Origin of the sequence: Janthinobacterium fluminis, from assembly GCF_028595325.1 — a bacterium.
Classification (GTDB): domain Bacteria; phylum Pseudomonadota; class Gammaproteobacteria; order Burkholderiales; family Burkholderiaceae_D; genus Janthinobacterium; species Janthinobacterium fluminis.
Genome location: NZ_JAQQXR010000014.1, coordinates 67,495 through 82,762 on the forward strand (window position 1 = coordinate 67,495; position 15,268 = coordinate 82,762).

Here is a 15,268-nt window from a genome sequence, read left to right on the forward strand (position 1 = left end):
ACGGTGGCGACGGCGGCGGGCGGCGAGCGCGGTGCGGCACTGGTGCTTGCCTTGTTTATGTTGATCGCGATCCTGCTGTTGGGCGCGTCGGCGGCGCAACTGGCCCTGCAGGCGGAAAAGGTTGCCCGCGGCGAGCGCGACTGGCAACTGGCTTTTCAGGCGGCGGAGGAGGCATTGATGGACGCTGAAAAAGACATCGAGGGCACACCGGCCGAGCCGGGGCGCAGCGCCATGTTCGCGCCGGACAGCGCGCTGGGTTTCGTCGCCGGCTGCGGCGGCGATGGCGCCAGCCTGGGCTTGTGCCTGCGCGGTGCCGCCGGCCAGGCGCCGGTGTGGCAAAGCGTCGATTTCGACGACGATGGCGCGGCCACGGCAAGGTCGGTGCCCTACGGGAAATTCACGGGGGCGACGATGCCGAGCGGCGAAGGCTTGCTGCCGTTCAAGCGGCCGCGCTACATCATCGAATTGCTTCCCTTTACGCAGGAGGGCGAGGACGCCGGCCAGCAACTCGGCTATTTTTACCGCGTCACGGCCATCGGCTTTGGCGCGCGTCCGGGCAGCGAAGTGGTCTTGCAGAGTTTCTACCGCAAGGCGCCAGGCGGGGCCGCAAGATGAGGGCGCTCGCCGTCCTGCTGCTGGCTGCCGTGCCGGCGCTGGCCGCGCCGCCGCTGGTGGACATCGCCGACATGCCCCTGGCCGTTGCGGGAGGGCGCGTGCCGCCCAATCTGCTGCTCAATTTCGCCTTGGACTACACGGCCGCCGCCGCGGCCTATCCCGGCGCCGCCGACTACGACGGCAAGCGCGACTATCTTGGTTATTTCAATGCGGCGATGTGCTACGGCTACCCGCTGCGGCGCAGGGCCGGCGCCCTGGAACCCGATCAGAGCGAAGCCAAGGGGTATTTTTCTATCCTGAAACGCGCCGACGACAAACACGAATGCGGCGGCGATGCATTTAGCGGCAACTTCATGAACTGGGCCAGCGCCTCGGTGCTGGACATCGTCCGGTATGGCTTGAGCGGCGGCGACCGCGTCATCGACACGCCCGGCCTGACCGTGCTGCAACGCGCCTATCTGCCCGACGGCAAAGTCAATCCCGACTTTTATGCCCATCCCGCATATTTCCCCCGCAAAACGCTGGGCGGCGGCGCGGCCAGGCGCGTGACGCCGTTCGACGCGCCGGTGCTGTATATCGTTTCCTGTCGCAACCGCATTTTGTTCAGCGACGCGGCCGTCGGCGGGGCTTGCGACGCGCCGCGCGGCGCCGGCCGCAGCGACCGGGATTTCGGTGCATATCTGGCGCGCGTCAAAGTGTGCGACGCCGCCGAAGGGCCGCTCCGTCCCGATCTGTGCGTGCGCTACGGCACAAGCTACAAGCCGTCCGGCAGCGTGCAACGGTATGCCGGCAAGCTGCGCATCGGCTTGTTCGGCTACCTGAGCGAGTATGGCGCGGGCGAGCCGAATGTCTACGGCGGCGCCTTGCGGGTTGCGCTGGACCAGGTCGGCGCCAGCCGCGCCGACCCGCCAGCCTTCGAGGCCGGCGCCAACCCGCGCGCGGAATGGCGCGACGACAATGGCGTGCTGGTCGCCGCCCCTGGCGGCCTTCTCGACTACATCAACCGGCTGGGGCGCAGCGCGCCGTCGCGGCGCGGCGTCTACAAAGGCGCCGCGCCGCTGGGCGAGATGTATTACGAAGCCCTGCGTTATTTGCAGGGGCGCCAGGCCAGTGCGGGCGCGCCGGCGCCGGCCAGCGACGACGGCTTGGCCGTGAGCAAGCACTGGCGCGACCCGCTGACGGCCGCCTGCCAGCGCAACGTCATCGTCACGCTGGCCAATGCCGGCGCGGCCGGCGACCGCTATATTCCCGGCAATGCCCGCACCCAGGATCTGGACGCCGCCCGCAGCGCCGACGCGTTCGCCAACGCGGCGCCGCTGGACGTCATGGAGTGGACGCGCCGCGTCGGCGACATGGAGGCCGACCCGGCCGGCGTCCATGGCAACCAGGCGCCGCGCCCCCATTTGCGCAATCTCGACGCCCTCGACACGGGCGAGGCCGGGCGCGGCAGTTACTATCTGGCCGGACTGGCTTACTGGGCCCGCACCACGCCGATCCGGCCGGACCAGTCCGGTCGCGTCGACAATTATGTGATCGACCTCGACCGGGGCGGCAACGGCGCCGTGGACGACAGCAATCCGCGCGCCACCAGGCCGCGCGACAGCCAGTTGTACCTGGCGGCGAAATACGGCGGCTTCGACGATTGGAACGGCGATGGCAATCCTTTCCGCACGACGCGGGATGACAGCGACCAGGCCGCCGCCGGCAATGCCGAATGGCGCGGCATGGGACGCGACCCGAAGCACTATTTCCTTGGCAGCGATCCACCGGCCCTGGTGGCCGCGATCCGGGCCGCCTTCGCCGCGGCCGCCAGTCCGGGGCGCCTGGCGGGTCTGCCATTGGCGGTGGCGCCGGCGGCCGGGGAGGGCGCCTACCTGCTGCAGCCCGGCTTTGACGGGAGCGACTGGGGCGGCAGCCTGGGACGCTGGCAACTAGACGTGAGCGGCGACGCCGAGGTGGGCATCGGCAGGCGCTTGTGGGACGCCGGGGCCATATTGAGCGGCAACGCCGGCGTCGCGCCGCCGCGCGCCGCGCAACCGGCGCCGGAACGGCGGCATATCTACACCAGCAATATCGCCGGGCGCACGCCGTCGACCATTTCCTTCGAATGGAGCCAACTGGCCGACACGCAGCGCGCCTTGCTGGATGTGCCGCCCGGCGGCGTCGTGGCGGACGGTCTGGGAGAGCAGCGGCTCCAATACCTGCGTGGCGAACGCGGCCGCGAAGTCGGGCGGCCCGGCGGCATCTTCCGGCGCCGCGACCGCGTGCTGGGCGACACGGTCCACGGCGCGCCGGTGCTGGTCGGCGCGCCGTCGAGCCGGGTGGCGGGGCCGGCGTATGGCGCGTTCCACGCGCGCTACCAGGCGCGCCGCAAGACGGTCTACCTGGGCGCCAACGATGGCATGTTGCACGCTTTCGACGTCGGCAGCGGCGCCGAACTGTTCGCCTACGTGCCGAATGCGCTGATCGGCGCGCTCAGCGCCTTGCCCGACACCGGCTATGCGCACCGGCCCTATGTCGACGGCGGCGTCGCGGCCGGCGAAGCGTTGCTGCAAGGCCAGTGGCGGACGGTGCTGGTGGCGGGCATGGGGGGCGGCGCGCAGGGGGCGTTCGCGCTCGACGTCACCGACCCGGAGCGGTTTTCGGCCGGCGGTGCACTGTGGGAATTCAGCGACGCCGATGACGCCGCCATGGGCAATGTGCTGGCGCCGCCCGCCATCGCCAAATTCAGCGTCGCCATCAAGGACGGCGTGCCGGAGTACCGCTACTTCGCGGTGCTGGCGAGCGGCTTCAACAACTACGCCGACGACGGCAAGGCGCGCTTCGCCCGCAACGCGGCCGGCGCGCTGTTTCTGCTGGCGCTGGACAAGCCGGCGGCGGCGCCGTGGCGGCTCGGCGTCAATTACTACAAACTGGCGATTCCCCTGACTGAGCCGGCGGCGGCCAACGCGCTCGGGCCGCCTGCGCTGGTGGTGGGCGCCGACGGCGCTGTGCGCTACGCCTACGCCGGCGACTTGCAGGGCAATGTCTGGCGCATCGACTTTTCCGGCGCGGCGCCGTGGCCGGGCGCGGTCGGCGGACAACCCGTGTTCGTCGCCCGTGACGGCAGCGGCTTGCGCCAAGCCATCACCCAGCGGCCGCAAGTCGTGTTCGCGCCGGGCGGGGGCTATCTGCTGCTGTTCGGCACGGGAATGCTGAGCGGAGAGGGCGACCTGGCGCCGTCCGCCTTCCGGCCGCAATCGTTCTACGCCGTGCGCGACGACGTCGATGCGCCGCCGCGCGCCAGCGGGCGGGCCGCGCTGGCGCCGCGCGTCCTGGACGGCGCCGACGCCGATGCTGCGGGTCGGACGCTGCGCGGCGACGCAGTGCGCTACAGCGGCGCGGGCGCCGCGCAGGGCTGGTATTTCGACTTTCCCCGGCACCAGAGCAGCGGCGAGCGCAGCGTCAGCACGGCCGTGCTGGCGGCCGGACGGATATTCTTCAATACGGTGCTGCCGGGCAGCGAAGCGTGTGCCGCGCCGGGTGTGCGCAGCTATGCCGTCGACAGCGTCAGCGGTTTCGCCGTCGGCGCCGACGGCGTGGCGCGCAGCGGCGTCCTGACGGGGCAATTCATCGAGGGCGAGATACGCGGGCCGCCCTTGCTGCTGCAAATGGCGGCGCGGGCCGGGTCGCGCGACGCGACGGGGCGCGCGCTTGTCGATAGCCCGTATGTGGTGCTGCAAGCCGGGGCAAACCGCCGGACCGGCAAGCGCATCGCCTTGGCGGCAGCGGCCAAGCGCCTTGGCTGGCGGGAGGTGGCGAATTGGCGCGACTTGCACGAGGCGGCAAAACAGGGCGGAACGGCCTTGCCCGGAGGGAGGTGATATGCGACGCGCGAGCGGTTTCACCCTGATTGAATTGATGCTTGCCGTGGCAATCGCCGGCATCCTGGCCGCGCTGGCCTACCCCGCCTACCACGCCCACATCGTGAAGGGCAAACGGGCCGAGGCGCAGCTGGCGCTGTGGCAGTTGATGCTGCAGCAAGAGCGGTTTTATACGCAAAACAACCGCTATCTGGCGTTTTCATCGGCCTCGACCGACCCGCTGGAGCGGCAGTTCAAATGGTGGTCCGGGGCCAGCCCGGCGCTCAGCGCCTATGAGATCGACGCCGTGGCGTGCACCGGCGAGTCCCTCAGCCAGTGCGTGCAATTGAACGCCGTTCCCGGCACCGGCAAAGTGGATCGCCATTTCGCCGATGCCGACTGCCAGACCTTGTCGCTCAGCAGCACCGGGCAGCGCGGCGCGTCCGGTGCGGCGCCGCGCTGCTGGCCATGAAACGGGCGCGCCGCGGCGCTTTCACGCTGGTCGAGTTGATGGTGGTGCTGTCGATCGCCGCCATTTTGTTGGCGGCCGGCGTGCCGGGTTTCGGCGACATGCTGGCGCGCCAGCAATTGCGCACGACCGTCGTCGACTTGTTCGCGGCGATCAGCCTCACGCGCTCGCAGGCGATCGCGCGCGGCGGCCGCGTCATGCTGATGCCGCTGGACCCGGCTGGCATTGACTGGCGCCGGGGCTGGGCTGTCTTTGTCGACAGAAACGCCAGCATCAGCCTGGACCCCGGCGATGAATTGATTTTCCGGCAGGGGCCGGTCGCGGACGGCATCGCCATCGACGCCGTGTTCTCCTCGCCCCATCCATCGGCATATCTTGCCTATAATGGAGCCGGCCGCAGCTGCAGCGCCGGCAATAGCATGGCGGCGCGCTGGGGCAGCCTGTCGCTAACGCTGGGAAAACAGACGCGGCATATTAAAATCAATATGCTGGGGCGTGTGCGCGTGTGCGATCCCCAGGCCGAACCGCTCGCTTGTGCCGGGCCGGCCGGCGATTAGCCGGCTGTCCGCCGCCGGTTTTCACGTCCGCCCCTAAAAACACTTGTAAAGACCGCCGTGCAAATACTTAACGATTTAGAAGGCATGCAACTGGCCCTGGAATGGGCCGCCAAAGGACTCTACACGACGTCGCCGAATCCGCGCATCGGCTGCGTGATCGTCAAGGACGGCCTGGTGGTCGGCGCCGGCGTGACCCAGCCGGCCGGCCAGGCCCACGCCGAGGTGCAGGCGCTGCGCGACGCCGCCGCGCGCGGCCATGACGTGCGCGGCGCCACCGCCTACGTCACGCTGGAGCCGTGCAACCACCACGGCCGCACGCCGCCGTGCTCGGACGCCCTGGTGCGCGCCGGCCTGGGCCGCGTCGTCGCAGCGATGACGGACCCGAACCCGCTCGTCGCCGGGCAGGGCCTGGCCAAGCTGGAGGCGGCCGGCATCGCCGTCAGCACCGGCTTGCTGGCCGAGCAGGCGTATGAGCTGAACATCGGCTTTTTCTCGCGCATGCGGCGCGGCCGGCCGTGGGTGCGCCTGAAGACGGCGGCCAGCCTGGACGGCATGACGGCGCTGCACAATGGCAGCAGCCAGTGGATCACCGGGCCGCAGGCGCGCGCCGACGGCCACGCCTGGCGCGCGCGCACTTGCGCGATTCTGACCGGTATCGGCACCGTCAAGGCGGACGACCCGCAACTGACGGTGCGCGCCGTCGACACGCCGCGCCAGCCGCGCCGCATCGTCGTCGACAGCCGCCTCGACATCGACCCGGCCGCCCGCGTTCTCGACGGTGGCGGCACCTGGATCGTCGCCGCCACCGCGAATCCGGAAAAGGAGGCGCAGCTGCGCGCGGCCGGCGCCGAAGTCATCATGCTGCCGAACGCGGCCGGCAAAGTCGACTTGCCGCAACTGATGCTAGAACTGGGGCGGCGCCAGATCAACGAATTGCACGTCGAAGCCGGCGCCAAGTTGAACGGCTCGCTGATCCGCGAAGGCTGCGTCGACGAGCTGCTGGTCTACCTGGCGCCGGCCCTGATCGGCGACGGGCAGGGCATGTTCGCCTTGCCGGCCCTGAGCGACTTGACGCACAAGCAGCATTTGAAATTTCACGAGGTTAAGCAAATCGGCGAAGATTTGCGTATCCTTGCCCGCTTCAACCCACTTTAAGATTGGTATCGCATGTTTACAGGAATTGTTGCCGCCATTGGAAAAATTAGCTCGGTGCAGCCGCTCGACGGCGGCGCGGACGCGGGCGTGCGCCTGCACATCGACGCCGGCGGCTTGCCGCTGGCCGACGTTGCGCTGGGCGACTCGATCGCCATCAACGGCGCCTGCATGACCGTGGTCGAGAAGGCTGCGGGCAGCTTCTGCGTCGACGTTTCGCGCGAAAGCCTGAATTGCACGGTCGGCCTGGACAGCACCACCGAGGTGAACCTGGAAAAGGCGCTGACGCTGGCCGAGCGCCTGGGCGGCCACCTGGTGTCCGGCCACGTCGACGGCCTCGGCGTGGTGCACAAGTTCGAAGCGGTCGGCGAATCGTGGGAACTGGTCGTCGAAGCGCCGCAGAATCTGGCCAAGTATCTGGCCCTCAAGGGCTCCATCGTCGTCAACGGCGTGTCCTTGACGGTGAACCGGGTCGAAGACCTGGGCGCCGGCGCGGCGCAGGGGTGCCGCTTCTCGATCAATCTGATTCCGCACACCATCGCCATGACGACGTTGAGAAACCTGGTCGTCGGCGCGAAGGTGAATCTGGAAATCGACTTGATCGCGCGCTATGTCGAGCGCATGCTGTCGGTGGGCAAGTAAGCGGCCAGCCGGCCGCGCCGGTGGCGGCGCGGCTCAGTCGGCGTAAGCCTTCATATATTTCAAGGTCAGCCGTTCCGACTCGGCCTGGCGGATCGCGGCCAGCGTTTTCCAGATTTCCTGCGCCAGTTTCGGATTGGCCGCGTGGAATTGGTGGCTGATTTGTAAATAGTAATCCTTGACCATGATCGGCTGGGCCACCTTGACGATGCCGGCGAACTCGGGATTGTTGTTGCGCATGTAGTCGCCCTCCGCGCTCAACTGGGCGAAACCGTCGAGGCGGCCGAGGAGCAGCATGCGGAAAGCGTTTTCCTGCCGGTCGACCTCGCTGACGGCGACGCCCATCTTTTGCAGCTCGGCGACAATCGCATAGCCGCGCATCGCCCCTATTTTCCCGCGCTGGTGGAGGAAGCGCTTGCCGTCCCAGTCGAGCGCCGTGTCTTTCAGCTTGTACAGATTGTAGGCTTTGGTGTCGATGCGGTATTGGCGGTCCGCCTTGCCGTCCCGCATGGGGAAGACGCCGATTTTCATCCGTTCGGGGCTGACGCTGCTGGCAAAGACGGCATCGGCGTTGCCCGCCTCCAGTTCCGCCAGGCAGCGCGCCCACGGCTTGCGCGAGTACGTGACGAGCAGATTCGGAATGCGCTGTTCGAGCTGGCCGATCATTTCGACGAGGATGCCGGGATGCTCAGGCACCACCGTCGAGGCGCCGGCGTGGTCGGGCGTGTCCTTGTCTTCATAGGCGACGCGCAATTGGACCGGCTGGGCCTGCGCCGTCGACAAGCATAGCGCCAGCAGGGCAATCCGCAGGCATGCGAGCATAGTGGTCTTCTTTCGGTGCTGGTTAACTTTAAAATAATACCATTGCGGGCGGGGCCGAACGGCGGGACCGGACGGGCGCGCGTGCCGGAAGAGGGAGGGGCGGGCCATTTCCGGCTGCGGCGGCGGGTTGGCGGCGTTAATTACAGTTTAGATGCGCCAAATCCATTAAAATAGCAGGTTATAGAAAATTCGCGGCATTTCAAGCCATTCCCGAGAATTTTGCTCCACGCGCTTTCGTTACAAAGGAATAAACAATGTCAATTTCCAGCACCGAAGAAATCGTCGCCGAACTGCGCGCCGGCCGCATGGTTATCCTGGTCGATGAAGAAGACCGGGAAAACGAGGGCGACCTGGTGCTCGCGGCCGACTTCGTCACGCCCGAGGCGATCAATTTCATGATCAAGCACGCGCGCGGGCTGGTGTGCCTGACGCTGACGGAAGAGCGCTGCGACAAGCTGAACTTGTCGATGATGACGTCGCGCAACGGCACCGCCTACGGCACCAATTTCACCGTGTCGATCGAGGCGGCCGAGGGCGTCACGACGGGCATCTCGGCGGCCGACCGCGCCAAGACCATCCAGGTGGCCGTGGCCAAGGACACCCGGCCCAGCGATATCGTGCAGCCCGGCCACATTTTTCCGCTCAAGGCGCAAAAGGGCGGCGTGCTGATGCGCGCCGGCCATACGGAAGCCGGTTGCGACCTGACGGCGATGGCGGGCTTGACGCCGGCGTCGGTGATCTGCGAGATCATGAAGGACGACGGCACGATGGCGCGCCTGCCGGACTTGCTGGAGTTTGCCCGCGAGCATAATCTGAAGATCGGCACCATCGCCGACCTGATCCATTACCGCAGCCAGAACGAATGCCTGGTCGAGCGCATCGCCGAGCGCACGATCCAGACGGCGCACGGCGAGTTCCGCCTGATCGCATTCCGCGACAAGCCGAGCGGCGCCGCCCACCTGGCGCTGGCGCACGGCGAGCTGGCGCCGAACCTGGAGGCGCTGGTGCGCGTGCACCAGCCCGTGTCGGTGCTGGACTTGCTGGAAACGGAGGCGACCACGCATTCCTGGAATGTGTCGGCGTCGCTGGCGGCCATCAAGGCGGCCGAGCGCGGCGTCATGGTGCTGCTCAACTGCGGCGAGTCGGCCACCGAGCTGTTTGCCCAGTTCGCCGCGCTGGACACGCCGGAAGTGAAACCGAAGGGCCGCGCCGCCAGCATGGACTTGCGCAGCTACGGCATCGGCGCGCAAATCCTGCGCGACCTGGGCGTGGGCAAGATGCAATTGCTGGCCAGCCCGCGCAAGATGCCGTCGATGACGGGTTTCGACCTGGAAGTGGTCGGCTTCAAGGCCCGCCCGAACGCAGAATAAGACAGAACATCTACCCCATACGAAGAGGTTTTCCATGACAGTAGGAACATACGAAACAAATTTCACCGGCGACGGACTGCGCATCGGCATCGTCCAGGCGCGCTTTAACGACATCGTCGGCAACGGCCTGTTGTCGGCCTGCCTGGCCGAGCTGGTCAAGCTGGGTGTCGCCGACGAGGACGTGCTGCACGTCACCGTGCCGGGCGCGCTGGAAATTCCGCTGGTGCTGCAAAAAATGGCTGAAACCCAGCAGTTCGACGCCTTGATCGCGCTGGGCGCGGTGATCCGCGGCGAAACCTACCATTTCGAGCTGGTGTCGAACGAATCGGGCGCCGGCATCACCCGCGTCGGCCTCGACTTCGGCATCCCCATCGCCAACGCGGTGTTGACGACGGAAAATGACGAGCAAGCCGAAGTACGTATGCTGGTCAAGGGCGCCGAAGCGGCGCGCGTCGCAGTGGAAATGGCGAATCTGGCGCAGGCGCTGGAAGAGTTGCAGGAAGCCGGCGAAGAAGAGTGAATGCGTTGCGGGCCGTTCGCGGTCCGCGCGCAGGCCGGAATTTGTAGTGAACACACGTAATTAAGAACAGGTAAGAAACATCATGACAGAGAAAACTTTGCTCGCCAACCCCAGCAAGAACCGCACGCCGCGCCACCGCGCGCGCGAGTTTGCGTTGCAGGGTTTGTATCAGTGGCTGCTTAACAATGAAGACGCGGCCACCGTCGTGAACAATATTCGCGCCGCCCACGGCTTCGACAAGGCCGACGCCGAGCACTTCAGCGTGCTGCTGTACGGCACCATCAAGGACTCCGTGGCCCTGCGCGCCACCGTCGCGCCGCTGATCGACCGCAACATCGGCGAGTTGTCTCCGATCGAGCACGGCATCCTCCTGATCGGCGCGTTCGAGCTGAAGAACAACCTGGAAATCCCTTACCGCGTCGTCATCAACGAGGCGGTGGAGCTGGCCAAATCGTTCGGCGGCATCGACGGCCACAAATACGTCAACGGCGTGCTCGACAAGCTGGCGGCGCAGTTCCGCCCGGACGAAGTCGCGGGCAACAAGCGCGGCTAAGACGGCGCCGGCCGGAATGGCAAAAGCCGCCGCGGGAGCGTTCCCGCGGCGGCTTTTTTGTGGGCGCTCGCCGAAAAGAAAAAAGGCGGGCGGTCCGCGAGGACCGTCCGCCTTTCTGCCTGCCTATACTATATAGCTGTATGCCTTACAGGCCGGCCAGGTCGTCGTGCTTGGCCAGCGCGGTGGCGCTGACTTTTTCCGCCGCCGGCGCCGCTGCCGCCATCACGGTTGGCGCGGCCGGTGCGGCCGGGGTATTGGTTGTCGGAACTTTCTTGCCGGTCGAAACTTGCTTGAGGCGGCGGTATTCGGCCAGCACGCGCGAGCCGTAGCCGTCGTCGGTGGCAAAGGCGGCCGCGCCGACGTAGGTTTTCAGGCCGGCTTCCACCGAACCGCCGCGTGTCACATAGTCTTTCAGGATCAGCGAGCCGACGCGGATGTTGGCCACCGGATTCAGCGCCGCCTGGACGCCGCCCATTTCCTGGAATTTCTCGTGGTGGATCTTCGACATCACTTGCATCAAGCCTTGCGCGCCGACCGGGCTTTCGGCGAAGGGGTTCAGGCCCGATTCGATCGCCATCACGGCCAGGATCAGCAGCGGATCGAGCTTGATGTCGCGCGCCGTCAGATAGGCCGTCGAAACGAGCATGTTGGCGGCGTCGCCGGCCACGCGGTAACGCTTGGAGAGCCAGGAGGTGACGAATTGCTGTTGCTTCTTCGTGCCGAGCAGGGCTTTCTCTTCGGCCGTCAGCGGCGCCGTGGCGGCGCCAGGGGCGGCCGCCGCGATGGCGGGCGCCTCCATCAGGTCCGACAGGGCCGGCGCCGTGATGACGGCCGCTTCCAGCACGGGTTCGGCGAACAGGCTTTTGCTCATTTCCTTGGCCAGGTCGGGCCGGGCCAGCAGCAGGGCGATCATGGCCACGGCGGAAATGCCGAAGAGGGTCAGGGTGTGTTGCGCTGTGGCCAGCAGGCCACGTGCCGATACGCGCGCGGTCGATGCCCACGCGAGTGGCTGGCGAGCCAATTTTGAAGCATACATGGATGCTTCGGTCAAACGATTAATCATAGAAGTCCCCTGAAATGTCGCGTCAACAAGTCCCCGCACCGCGTGTAATCGCAGCGTGAGTGACCAATGCCGTGCATCAGAAATATCATCGTCCGTCGCCGCTTAGGTGCGCGCGAAGGACGCCGTCATTGCTTGCCTGAGCTGGTCGTTCCCTGTGGTATAGGACCAGTCGCAATACAACTTTTTTCGGGGGTAAGGCAGACGCCTTTTGAAAACACTCCTTAAAATGTCATGTGGAGCCCCGACTCCGTGAATGAATGAGTGACGTACAATTCGATCCGCAGACCGCTGTCCTCTTCAAGTTGGGCAAATTGTAGAAGCCAGTTTATATCAAGTCAATACTAACACTTTCGTTCGTTATTACTTTTATGTCTTACTTTTCTGCTTGCATTGTGTCAAAACCCAATAAAATCAATCACTTGGCATAGATATTGAAGCAATGCCGTCCACAGTCAAAAAAAATTAAAAACACATGAAATATTCAGATTTGCGAGATTTTATTTCTCAACTGCAACGAATGGGCGAACTTAAGCCCATTTTGACGCCGGTTTCCCCGTTTTTAGAGATGACCGAGGTCTGCGACCGCACCTTGCGGGCCGGCGGTCCGGCTTTGCTGTTCCAGAAACCGCTGGGCCACGACATGCCGGTGCTGGGCAATCTGTTCGGCACGCCGCGCCGCGTGGCGCTGGGCATGGGCGCCGAGGATGTCGGCGAGTTGCGCAAGATCGGCCATGTGCTGGCGCGCCTCAAGGAGCCGGAGCCGCCCAAGGGCTTCAAGGATTTGCTGGGCCTCGGCTCGCTGGTGAAGGCTGTGTGGGACATGTCGCCGAAGGAGATGCGCGGCGCGCCGTGCCAGGAGATCGTCTGGGAAGGCAATGACGTCGACCTGGCCCGCCTGCCGATCCAGCACTGCTGGCCGGGCGACGTGGCGCCGCTGATCACATGGGGGCTGACGATCACGAAGGGGCCGCACAAGAAGCGCCAGAACCTGGGGATTTACCGCCAGCAGGTGTTGGGCCGCAACAAGGTCATCATGCGCTGGCTGGCGCACCGGGGCGGGGCGCTCGACTTCCGCGAACACGCGCTGCAAAACAAGGGCCAGCCGTATCCGGTGGCCGTGGCGCTGGGCGCCGACCCGGCCACCATCCTCGGCGCGGTCACGCCGGTGCCCGACAGCCTGTCCGAATACCAGTTCGCCGGCCTGCTGCGCGGCAGCCGTACCGAGCTGGTCAAGGCAATCGGCAGCGAGTTGCGCGTGCCGGCTTCGGCGGAAATCGTGCTGGAGGGGCATATTTATCCGGACGAGAACCATCCGTCCGGCTACGAGCATGCGTTGGAGGGGCCGTATGGCGACCACACCGGCTATTACAATGAGCAGGATTATTTTCCGGTGTTCACCATCGACCGCATCACGATGCGGCGCGACCCGATCTACCATTCGACCTACACGGGCAAGCCGCCGGACGAGCCGGCCGTGCTGGGCCTGGCCCTGAACGAGGTCTTCGTGCCGCTGCTGCAAAAGCAGTTCAGCGAGATCACGGATTTCTATCTGCCGCCGGAAGGGTGCAGCTACCGCATGGCCGTGGTGCAGATCAAGAAGCAGTACGCCGGCCACGCCAAGCGCGTGATGTTCGGCGTGTGGAGCTTCCTGCGCCAGTTCATGTATACCAAGTTCATCGTCGTCGTTGACGAGGACGTCAATATCCGCGACTGGAAAGAGGTGATCTGGGCCATCACGACGCGCGTCGATCCGACCCGCGACACGACCCTGGTCGACAACACGCCGATCGACTACCTGGACTTCGCCTCGCCGGTGAGCGGGCTGGGCAGCAAGATGGGCATCGACGCGACCAATAAGTGGCCCGGTGAAACCAGCCGCGAGTGGGGCACGACGATTGCGATGACGCCGGCCGTGAAAGCCCGTGTGGACAGCATCTGGCAGGAGCTGGGCCTGTGAGGGGAGGGGGCGCGACAGATTTTCGCGTTGCGCCCCCAGAATGCTCCGGGTCGGGTATAATTGCCCTCGGCGGGCCCCTGCGCATTGTGGCATGGCTAACCTGGTCAGGTCGGGAACGAAGCAGCCACGGCTATTAACCATAAGTGCCGCAGATCAGGCTCGCCTCTTTCGACTTTTCAAATCTTGCTCCGGCAAGCCCGCAGTACCCCACCCCTACAGTCTCGATCTCCAGCCCGGCCCATGGCGCCGCCATGGATCTGCATGCGGATTTTTGCCGTTAAGGCGTGTGCCCGCTATATAGATAGTGCGGCCAGCCCCGCCACATTCCCCCAATTGCCGCGCACCTTGTTACAATCCCATCTTTGCAGCCGCTACGACCAGGGCTCTTGCGCGCGGCCCGCGCAGGATTAACCGCTCCATCAGCTATCTACGGTAAAATCTCAGCATGTCCTATCAAGTCCTCGCCCGTAAATACCGCCCAAAAAGTTTCGAAACGCTCGTCGGCCAGGAGCACGTCGTGCGCGCCCTGACGCACGCGCTGCACAGCGGCCGCCTGCACCATGCGTATTTGTTTACCGGCACGCGCGGCGTCGGCAAGACGACGCTGTCGCGCATCCTGGCCAAATCGCTCAACTGCGTGGGTCCGGACGGCAACGGCGGCATCACCGCCCAGCCCTGCGGCGTGTGCGAGGCTTGCACGGCGATCGACGCCGGCCGCTTCGTCGACTATATAGAGATGGATGCGGCGTCGAACCGCGGCGTCGATGAAATGGCGCAGTTGCTCGAACAGGCCGTGTACGCGCCGTCGAATGCCCGTTTCAAGGTCTACATGATCGACGAGGTGCACATGCTCACCAACCATGCGTTCAACTCGATGCTGAAGACGCTGGAAGAGCCGCCCGAGCACGTCAAGTTCATCCTGGCGACGACGGACCCGCAAAAGATCCCCGTGACGGTGCTGTCGCGCTGCCTGCAATTCAATCTGAAGCAGATGCCGCCCGGCCACATTGTCAGCCACCTCGACAACATCCTGGGGCAGGAGGGCATCGCCTTCGAGCAGCCGGCGCTGCGCCTGCTGGCGCAAGGCGCCCACGGCTCGATGCGCGACGCGCTGTCGCTGACCGACCAGGCGATTGCCTATGCCGCCGGCGAAGTGACGCTGGACGCGGTGCAGGGCATGCTGGGCGCGCTCGACCAATCCTTCCTGATCCGCCTGCTCGACGCCCTGGCGAAACAGGACGGCGCCGATTTGCTGGCCGTGGCCGACGAGATGGCCACGCGCAGCCTGTCGTACAACGGCGCGCTGCAAGACCTCGGCACCTTGCTGCACCGCATCGCGCTGGCGCAAACGGTACCGGCCGCGCTGCCGGCCGATTTGCCCGAATACGCCGACATCGTGCGCCTGGCGGCCGCCTTCGACGCCGAGGAAGTGCAACTGTATTACCAGATCGCCGTGCACGGGCGCAATGAACTGGGCCTGGCGCCGGACGAGTACGCCGGCTTCTCGATGACCTTGCTGCGCATGCTGGCCTTCCGGCCGGGCATGGGCGGTGCCGAGGGCGTGCCGGCGGCGCCGCCGGCCGCCGCGCGCCCGGCCGGCAATCCGGCCGGCGCCGCCCGCGCCGCCGTCGCCGCGCCGCCCGCCAGGGCCGCCTCGCATGCGCTCGCCAGCCACGCCACCGTGACGCCGCCGGCCGTTGTGGCCGCCG

General features: G+C 66.1%; 13 protein-coding genes and 1 other RNA gene. 12 read left to right on the forward strand and 2 right to left on the reverse strand.

Going from position 1 to position 15,268, the window contains the following annotated elements:
- Window positions 1–3: 3 nt before the first annotated feature.
- From OIK44_RS23555 to OIK44_RS23580, 6 genes are all read left to right on the forward strand, one after another.
- Complete coding sequence (locus tag OIK44_RS23555) at window positions 4–615, forward strand: pilus assembly PilX family protein (protein WP_420213887.1); 612 nt, start codon at window positions 4–6, stop codon at window positions 613–615.
- Window positions 612–4,478: a pilus assembly protein gene (locus tag OIK44_RS23560; protein ID WP_273674422.1), complete on the forward strand. Its 3,867-nt coding sequence runs from the start codon at window positions 612–614 to the stop codon at window positions 4,476–4,478. The genes OIK44_RS23555 and OIK44_RS23560 overlap by 4 nt, the downstream gene beginning before the upstream one ends.
- A 1-nt stretch (window position 4,479) precedes the next feature.
- Window positions 4,480–4,929 (forward strand): type IV pilin protein, encoded by a 450-nt coding sequence (locus tag OIK44_RS23565; protein ID WP_273674424.1) that lies wholly within the window; start codon window positions 4,480–4,482, stop codon window positions 4,927–4,929.
- The gene (locus OIK44_RS23570) at window positions 4,926–5,483 is read left to right on the forward strand and encodes a GspH/FimT family pseudopilin (protein ID WP_273674426.1); all 558 of its coding nucleotides are present in this window, start codon (window positions 4,926–4,928) and stop codon (window positions 5,481–5,483) included. The genes OIK44_RS23565 and OIK44_RS23570 overlap by 4 nt, the downstream gene beginning before the upstream one ends.
- Before the next feature lie 84 nt (window positions 5,484–5,567).
- Entirely contained in the window at window positions 5,568–6,638 is a 1,071-nt protein-coding gene (ribD, locus tag OIK44_RS23575; protein WP_273674428.1) for a bifunctional diaminohydroxyphosphoribosylaminopyrimidine deaminase/5-amino-6-(5-phosphoribosylamino)uracil reductase RibD, read from the forward strand.
- A 12-nt stretch (window positions 6,639–6,650) separates the two neighbouring features.
- Complete coding sequence (locus OIK44_RS23580; protein ID WP_273674430.1) at window positions 6,651–7,277, forward strand: riboflavin synthase; 627 nt, start codon at window positions 6,651–6,653, stop codon at window positions 7,275–7,277.
- A 33-nt stretch (window positions 7,278–7,310) separates the two neighbouring features.
- Here OIK44_RS23580 and OIK44_RS23585 read toward each other — a convergent pair whose 3' ends face one another.
- Window positions 7,311–8,096: a substrate-binding periplasmic protein gene (locus OIK44_RS23585; protein WP_273674431.1), complete on the reverse strand. Its 786-nt coding sequence runs from the start codon at window positions 8,094–8,096 to the stop codon at window positions 7,311–7,313.
- A 254-nt stretch (window positions 8,097–8,350) separates the two neighbouring features.
- Between OIK44_RS23585 and ribBA the strand changes: the two genes are divergently transcribed.
- From ribBA to nusB, 3 genes are all read left to right on the forward strand, one after another.
- Window positions 8,351–9,466, forward strand: coding sequence for a bifunctional 3,4-dihydroxy-2-butanone-4-phosphate synthase/GTP cyclohydrolase II (gene ribBA / locus OIK44_RS23590; protein WP_273674433.1), 1,116 nt, complete (start codon window positions 8,351–8,353; stop codon window positions 9,464–9,466).
- A gap of 34 nt (window positions 9,467–9,500) precedes the next feature.
- A complete protein-coding gene (gene ribH / locus OIK44_RS23595; RefSeq protein WP_273674434.1) occupies window positions 9,501–9,986 on the forward strand; it encodes a 6,7-dimethyl-8-ribityllumazine synthase in 486 nt (161 codons plus the stop codon).
- Window positions 9,987–10,068: 82 nt separating this feature from the next.
- Window positions 10,069–10,539, forward strand: a complete 471-nt coding sequence (nusB, locus tag OIK44_RS23600; protein WP_273674435.1) for a transcription antitermination factor NusB — start codon at window positions 10,069–10,071, stop codon at window positions 10,537–10,539.
- 145 nt (window positions 10,540–10,684) lie between these two features.
- Here the strand turns inward: nusB and OIK44_RS23605 are convergent, their stop codons facing one another.
- Window positions 10,685–11,602, reverse strand: coding sequence for a lytic transglycosylase domain-containing protein (locus tag OIK44_RS23605; RefSeq protein WP_273674436.1), 918 nt, complete (start codon window positions 11,600–11,602; stop codon window positions 10,685–10,687).
- Window positions 11,603–12,074: 472 nt separating this feature from the next.
- On the opposite strand from OIK44_RS23605, the gene ubiD reads away from it, so the two are divergent.
- From ubiD to dnaX, 3 genes are all read left to right on the forward strand, one after another.
- The gene (gene ubiD, locus OIK44_RS23610) at window positions 12,075–13,559 is read left to right on the forward strand and encodes a 4-hydroxy-3-polyprenylbenzoate decarboxylase (RefSeq protein ID WP_273674437.1); all 1,485 of its coding nucleotides are present in this window, start codon (window positions 12,075–12,077) and stop codon (window positions 13,557–13,559) included.
- Window positions 13,560–13,627: 68 nt separating this feature from the next.
- An RNA gene (ffs, locus tag OIK44_RS23615) (signal recognition particle sRNA small type) lies at window positions 13,628–13,726 on the forward strand.
- Between the two features lie 278 nt (window positions 13,727–14,004).
- A partial coding sequence (gene dnaX / locus OIK44_RS23620; protein ID WP_273674439.1) for a DNA polymerase III subunit gamma/tau occupies window positions 14,005–15,268 on the forward strand: 1,264 nt, incomplete at its 3' end.

What these genes read in the sequence shown, in the direction of transcription:
- ribBA (WP_273674433.1), top strand. Translation starts at nt 8,351, where the DNA reads ATGTCAATTTCCAGCACCGAAGAAATCGTCGCCGAACTGCGCGCCGGC.
- nusB (WP_273674435.1), top strand. Translation starts at nt 10,069, where the DNA reads ATGACAGAGAAAACTTTGCTCGCCAACCCCAGCAAGAACCGCACGCCG.
- OIK44_RS23580 (WP_273674430.1), top strand. Translation starts at nt 6,651, where the DNA reads ATGTTTACAGGAATTGTTGCCGCCATTGGAAAAATTAGCTCGGTGCAG.
- OIK44_RS23570 (WP_273674426.1), top strand. Translation starts at nt 4,926, where the DNA reads ATGAAACGGGCGCGCCGCGGCGCTTTCACGCTGGTCGAGTTGATGGTG.
- OIK44_RS23585 (WP_273674431.1), bottom strand. Translation starts at nt 8,096, where the DNA reads ATGCTCGCATGCCTGCGGATTGCCCTGCTGGCGCTATGCTTGTCGACG.
- ribD (WP_273674428.1), top strand. Translation starts at nt 5,568, where the DNA reads ATGCAACTGGCCCTGGAATGGGCCGCCAAAGGACTCTACACGACGTCG.
- OIK44_RS23565 (WP_273674424.1), top strand. Translation starts at nt 4,480, where the DNA reads ATGCGACGCGCGAGCGGTTTCACCCTGATTGAATTGATGCTTGCCGTG.
- OIK44_RS23560 (WP_273674422.1), top strand. Translation starts at nt 612, where the DNA reads ATGAGGGCGCTCGCCGTCCTGCTGCTGGCTGCCGTGCCGGCGCTGGCC.
- OIK44_RS23605 (WP_273674436.1), bottom strand. Translation starts at nt 11,602, where the DNA reads ATGATTAATCGTTTGACCGAAGCATCCATGTATGCTTCAAAATTGGCT.
- ribH (WP_273674434.1), top strand. Translation starts at nt 9,501, where the DNA reads ATGACAGTAGGAACATACGAAACAAATTTCACCGGCGACGGACTGCGC.
- ubiD (WP_273674437.1), top strand. Translation starts at nt 12,075, where the DNA reads ATGAAATATTCAGATTTGCGAGATTTTATTTCTCAACTGCAACGAATG.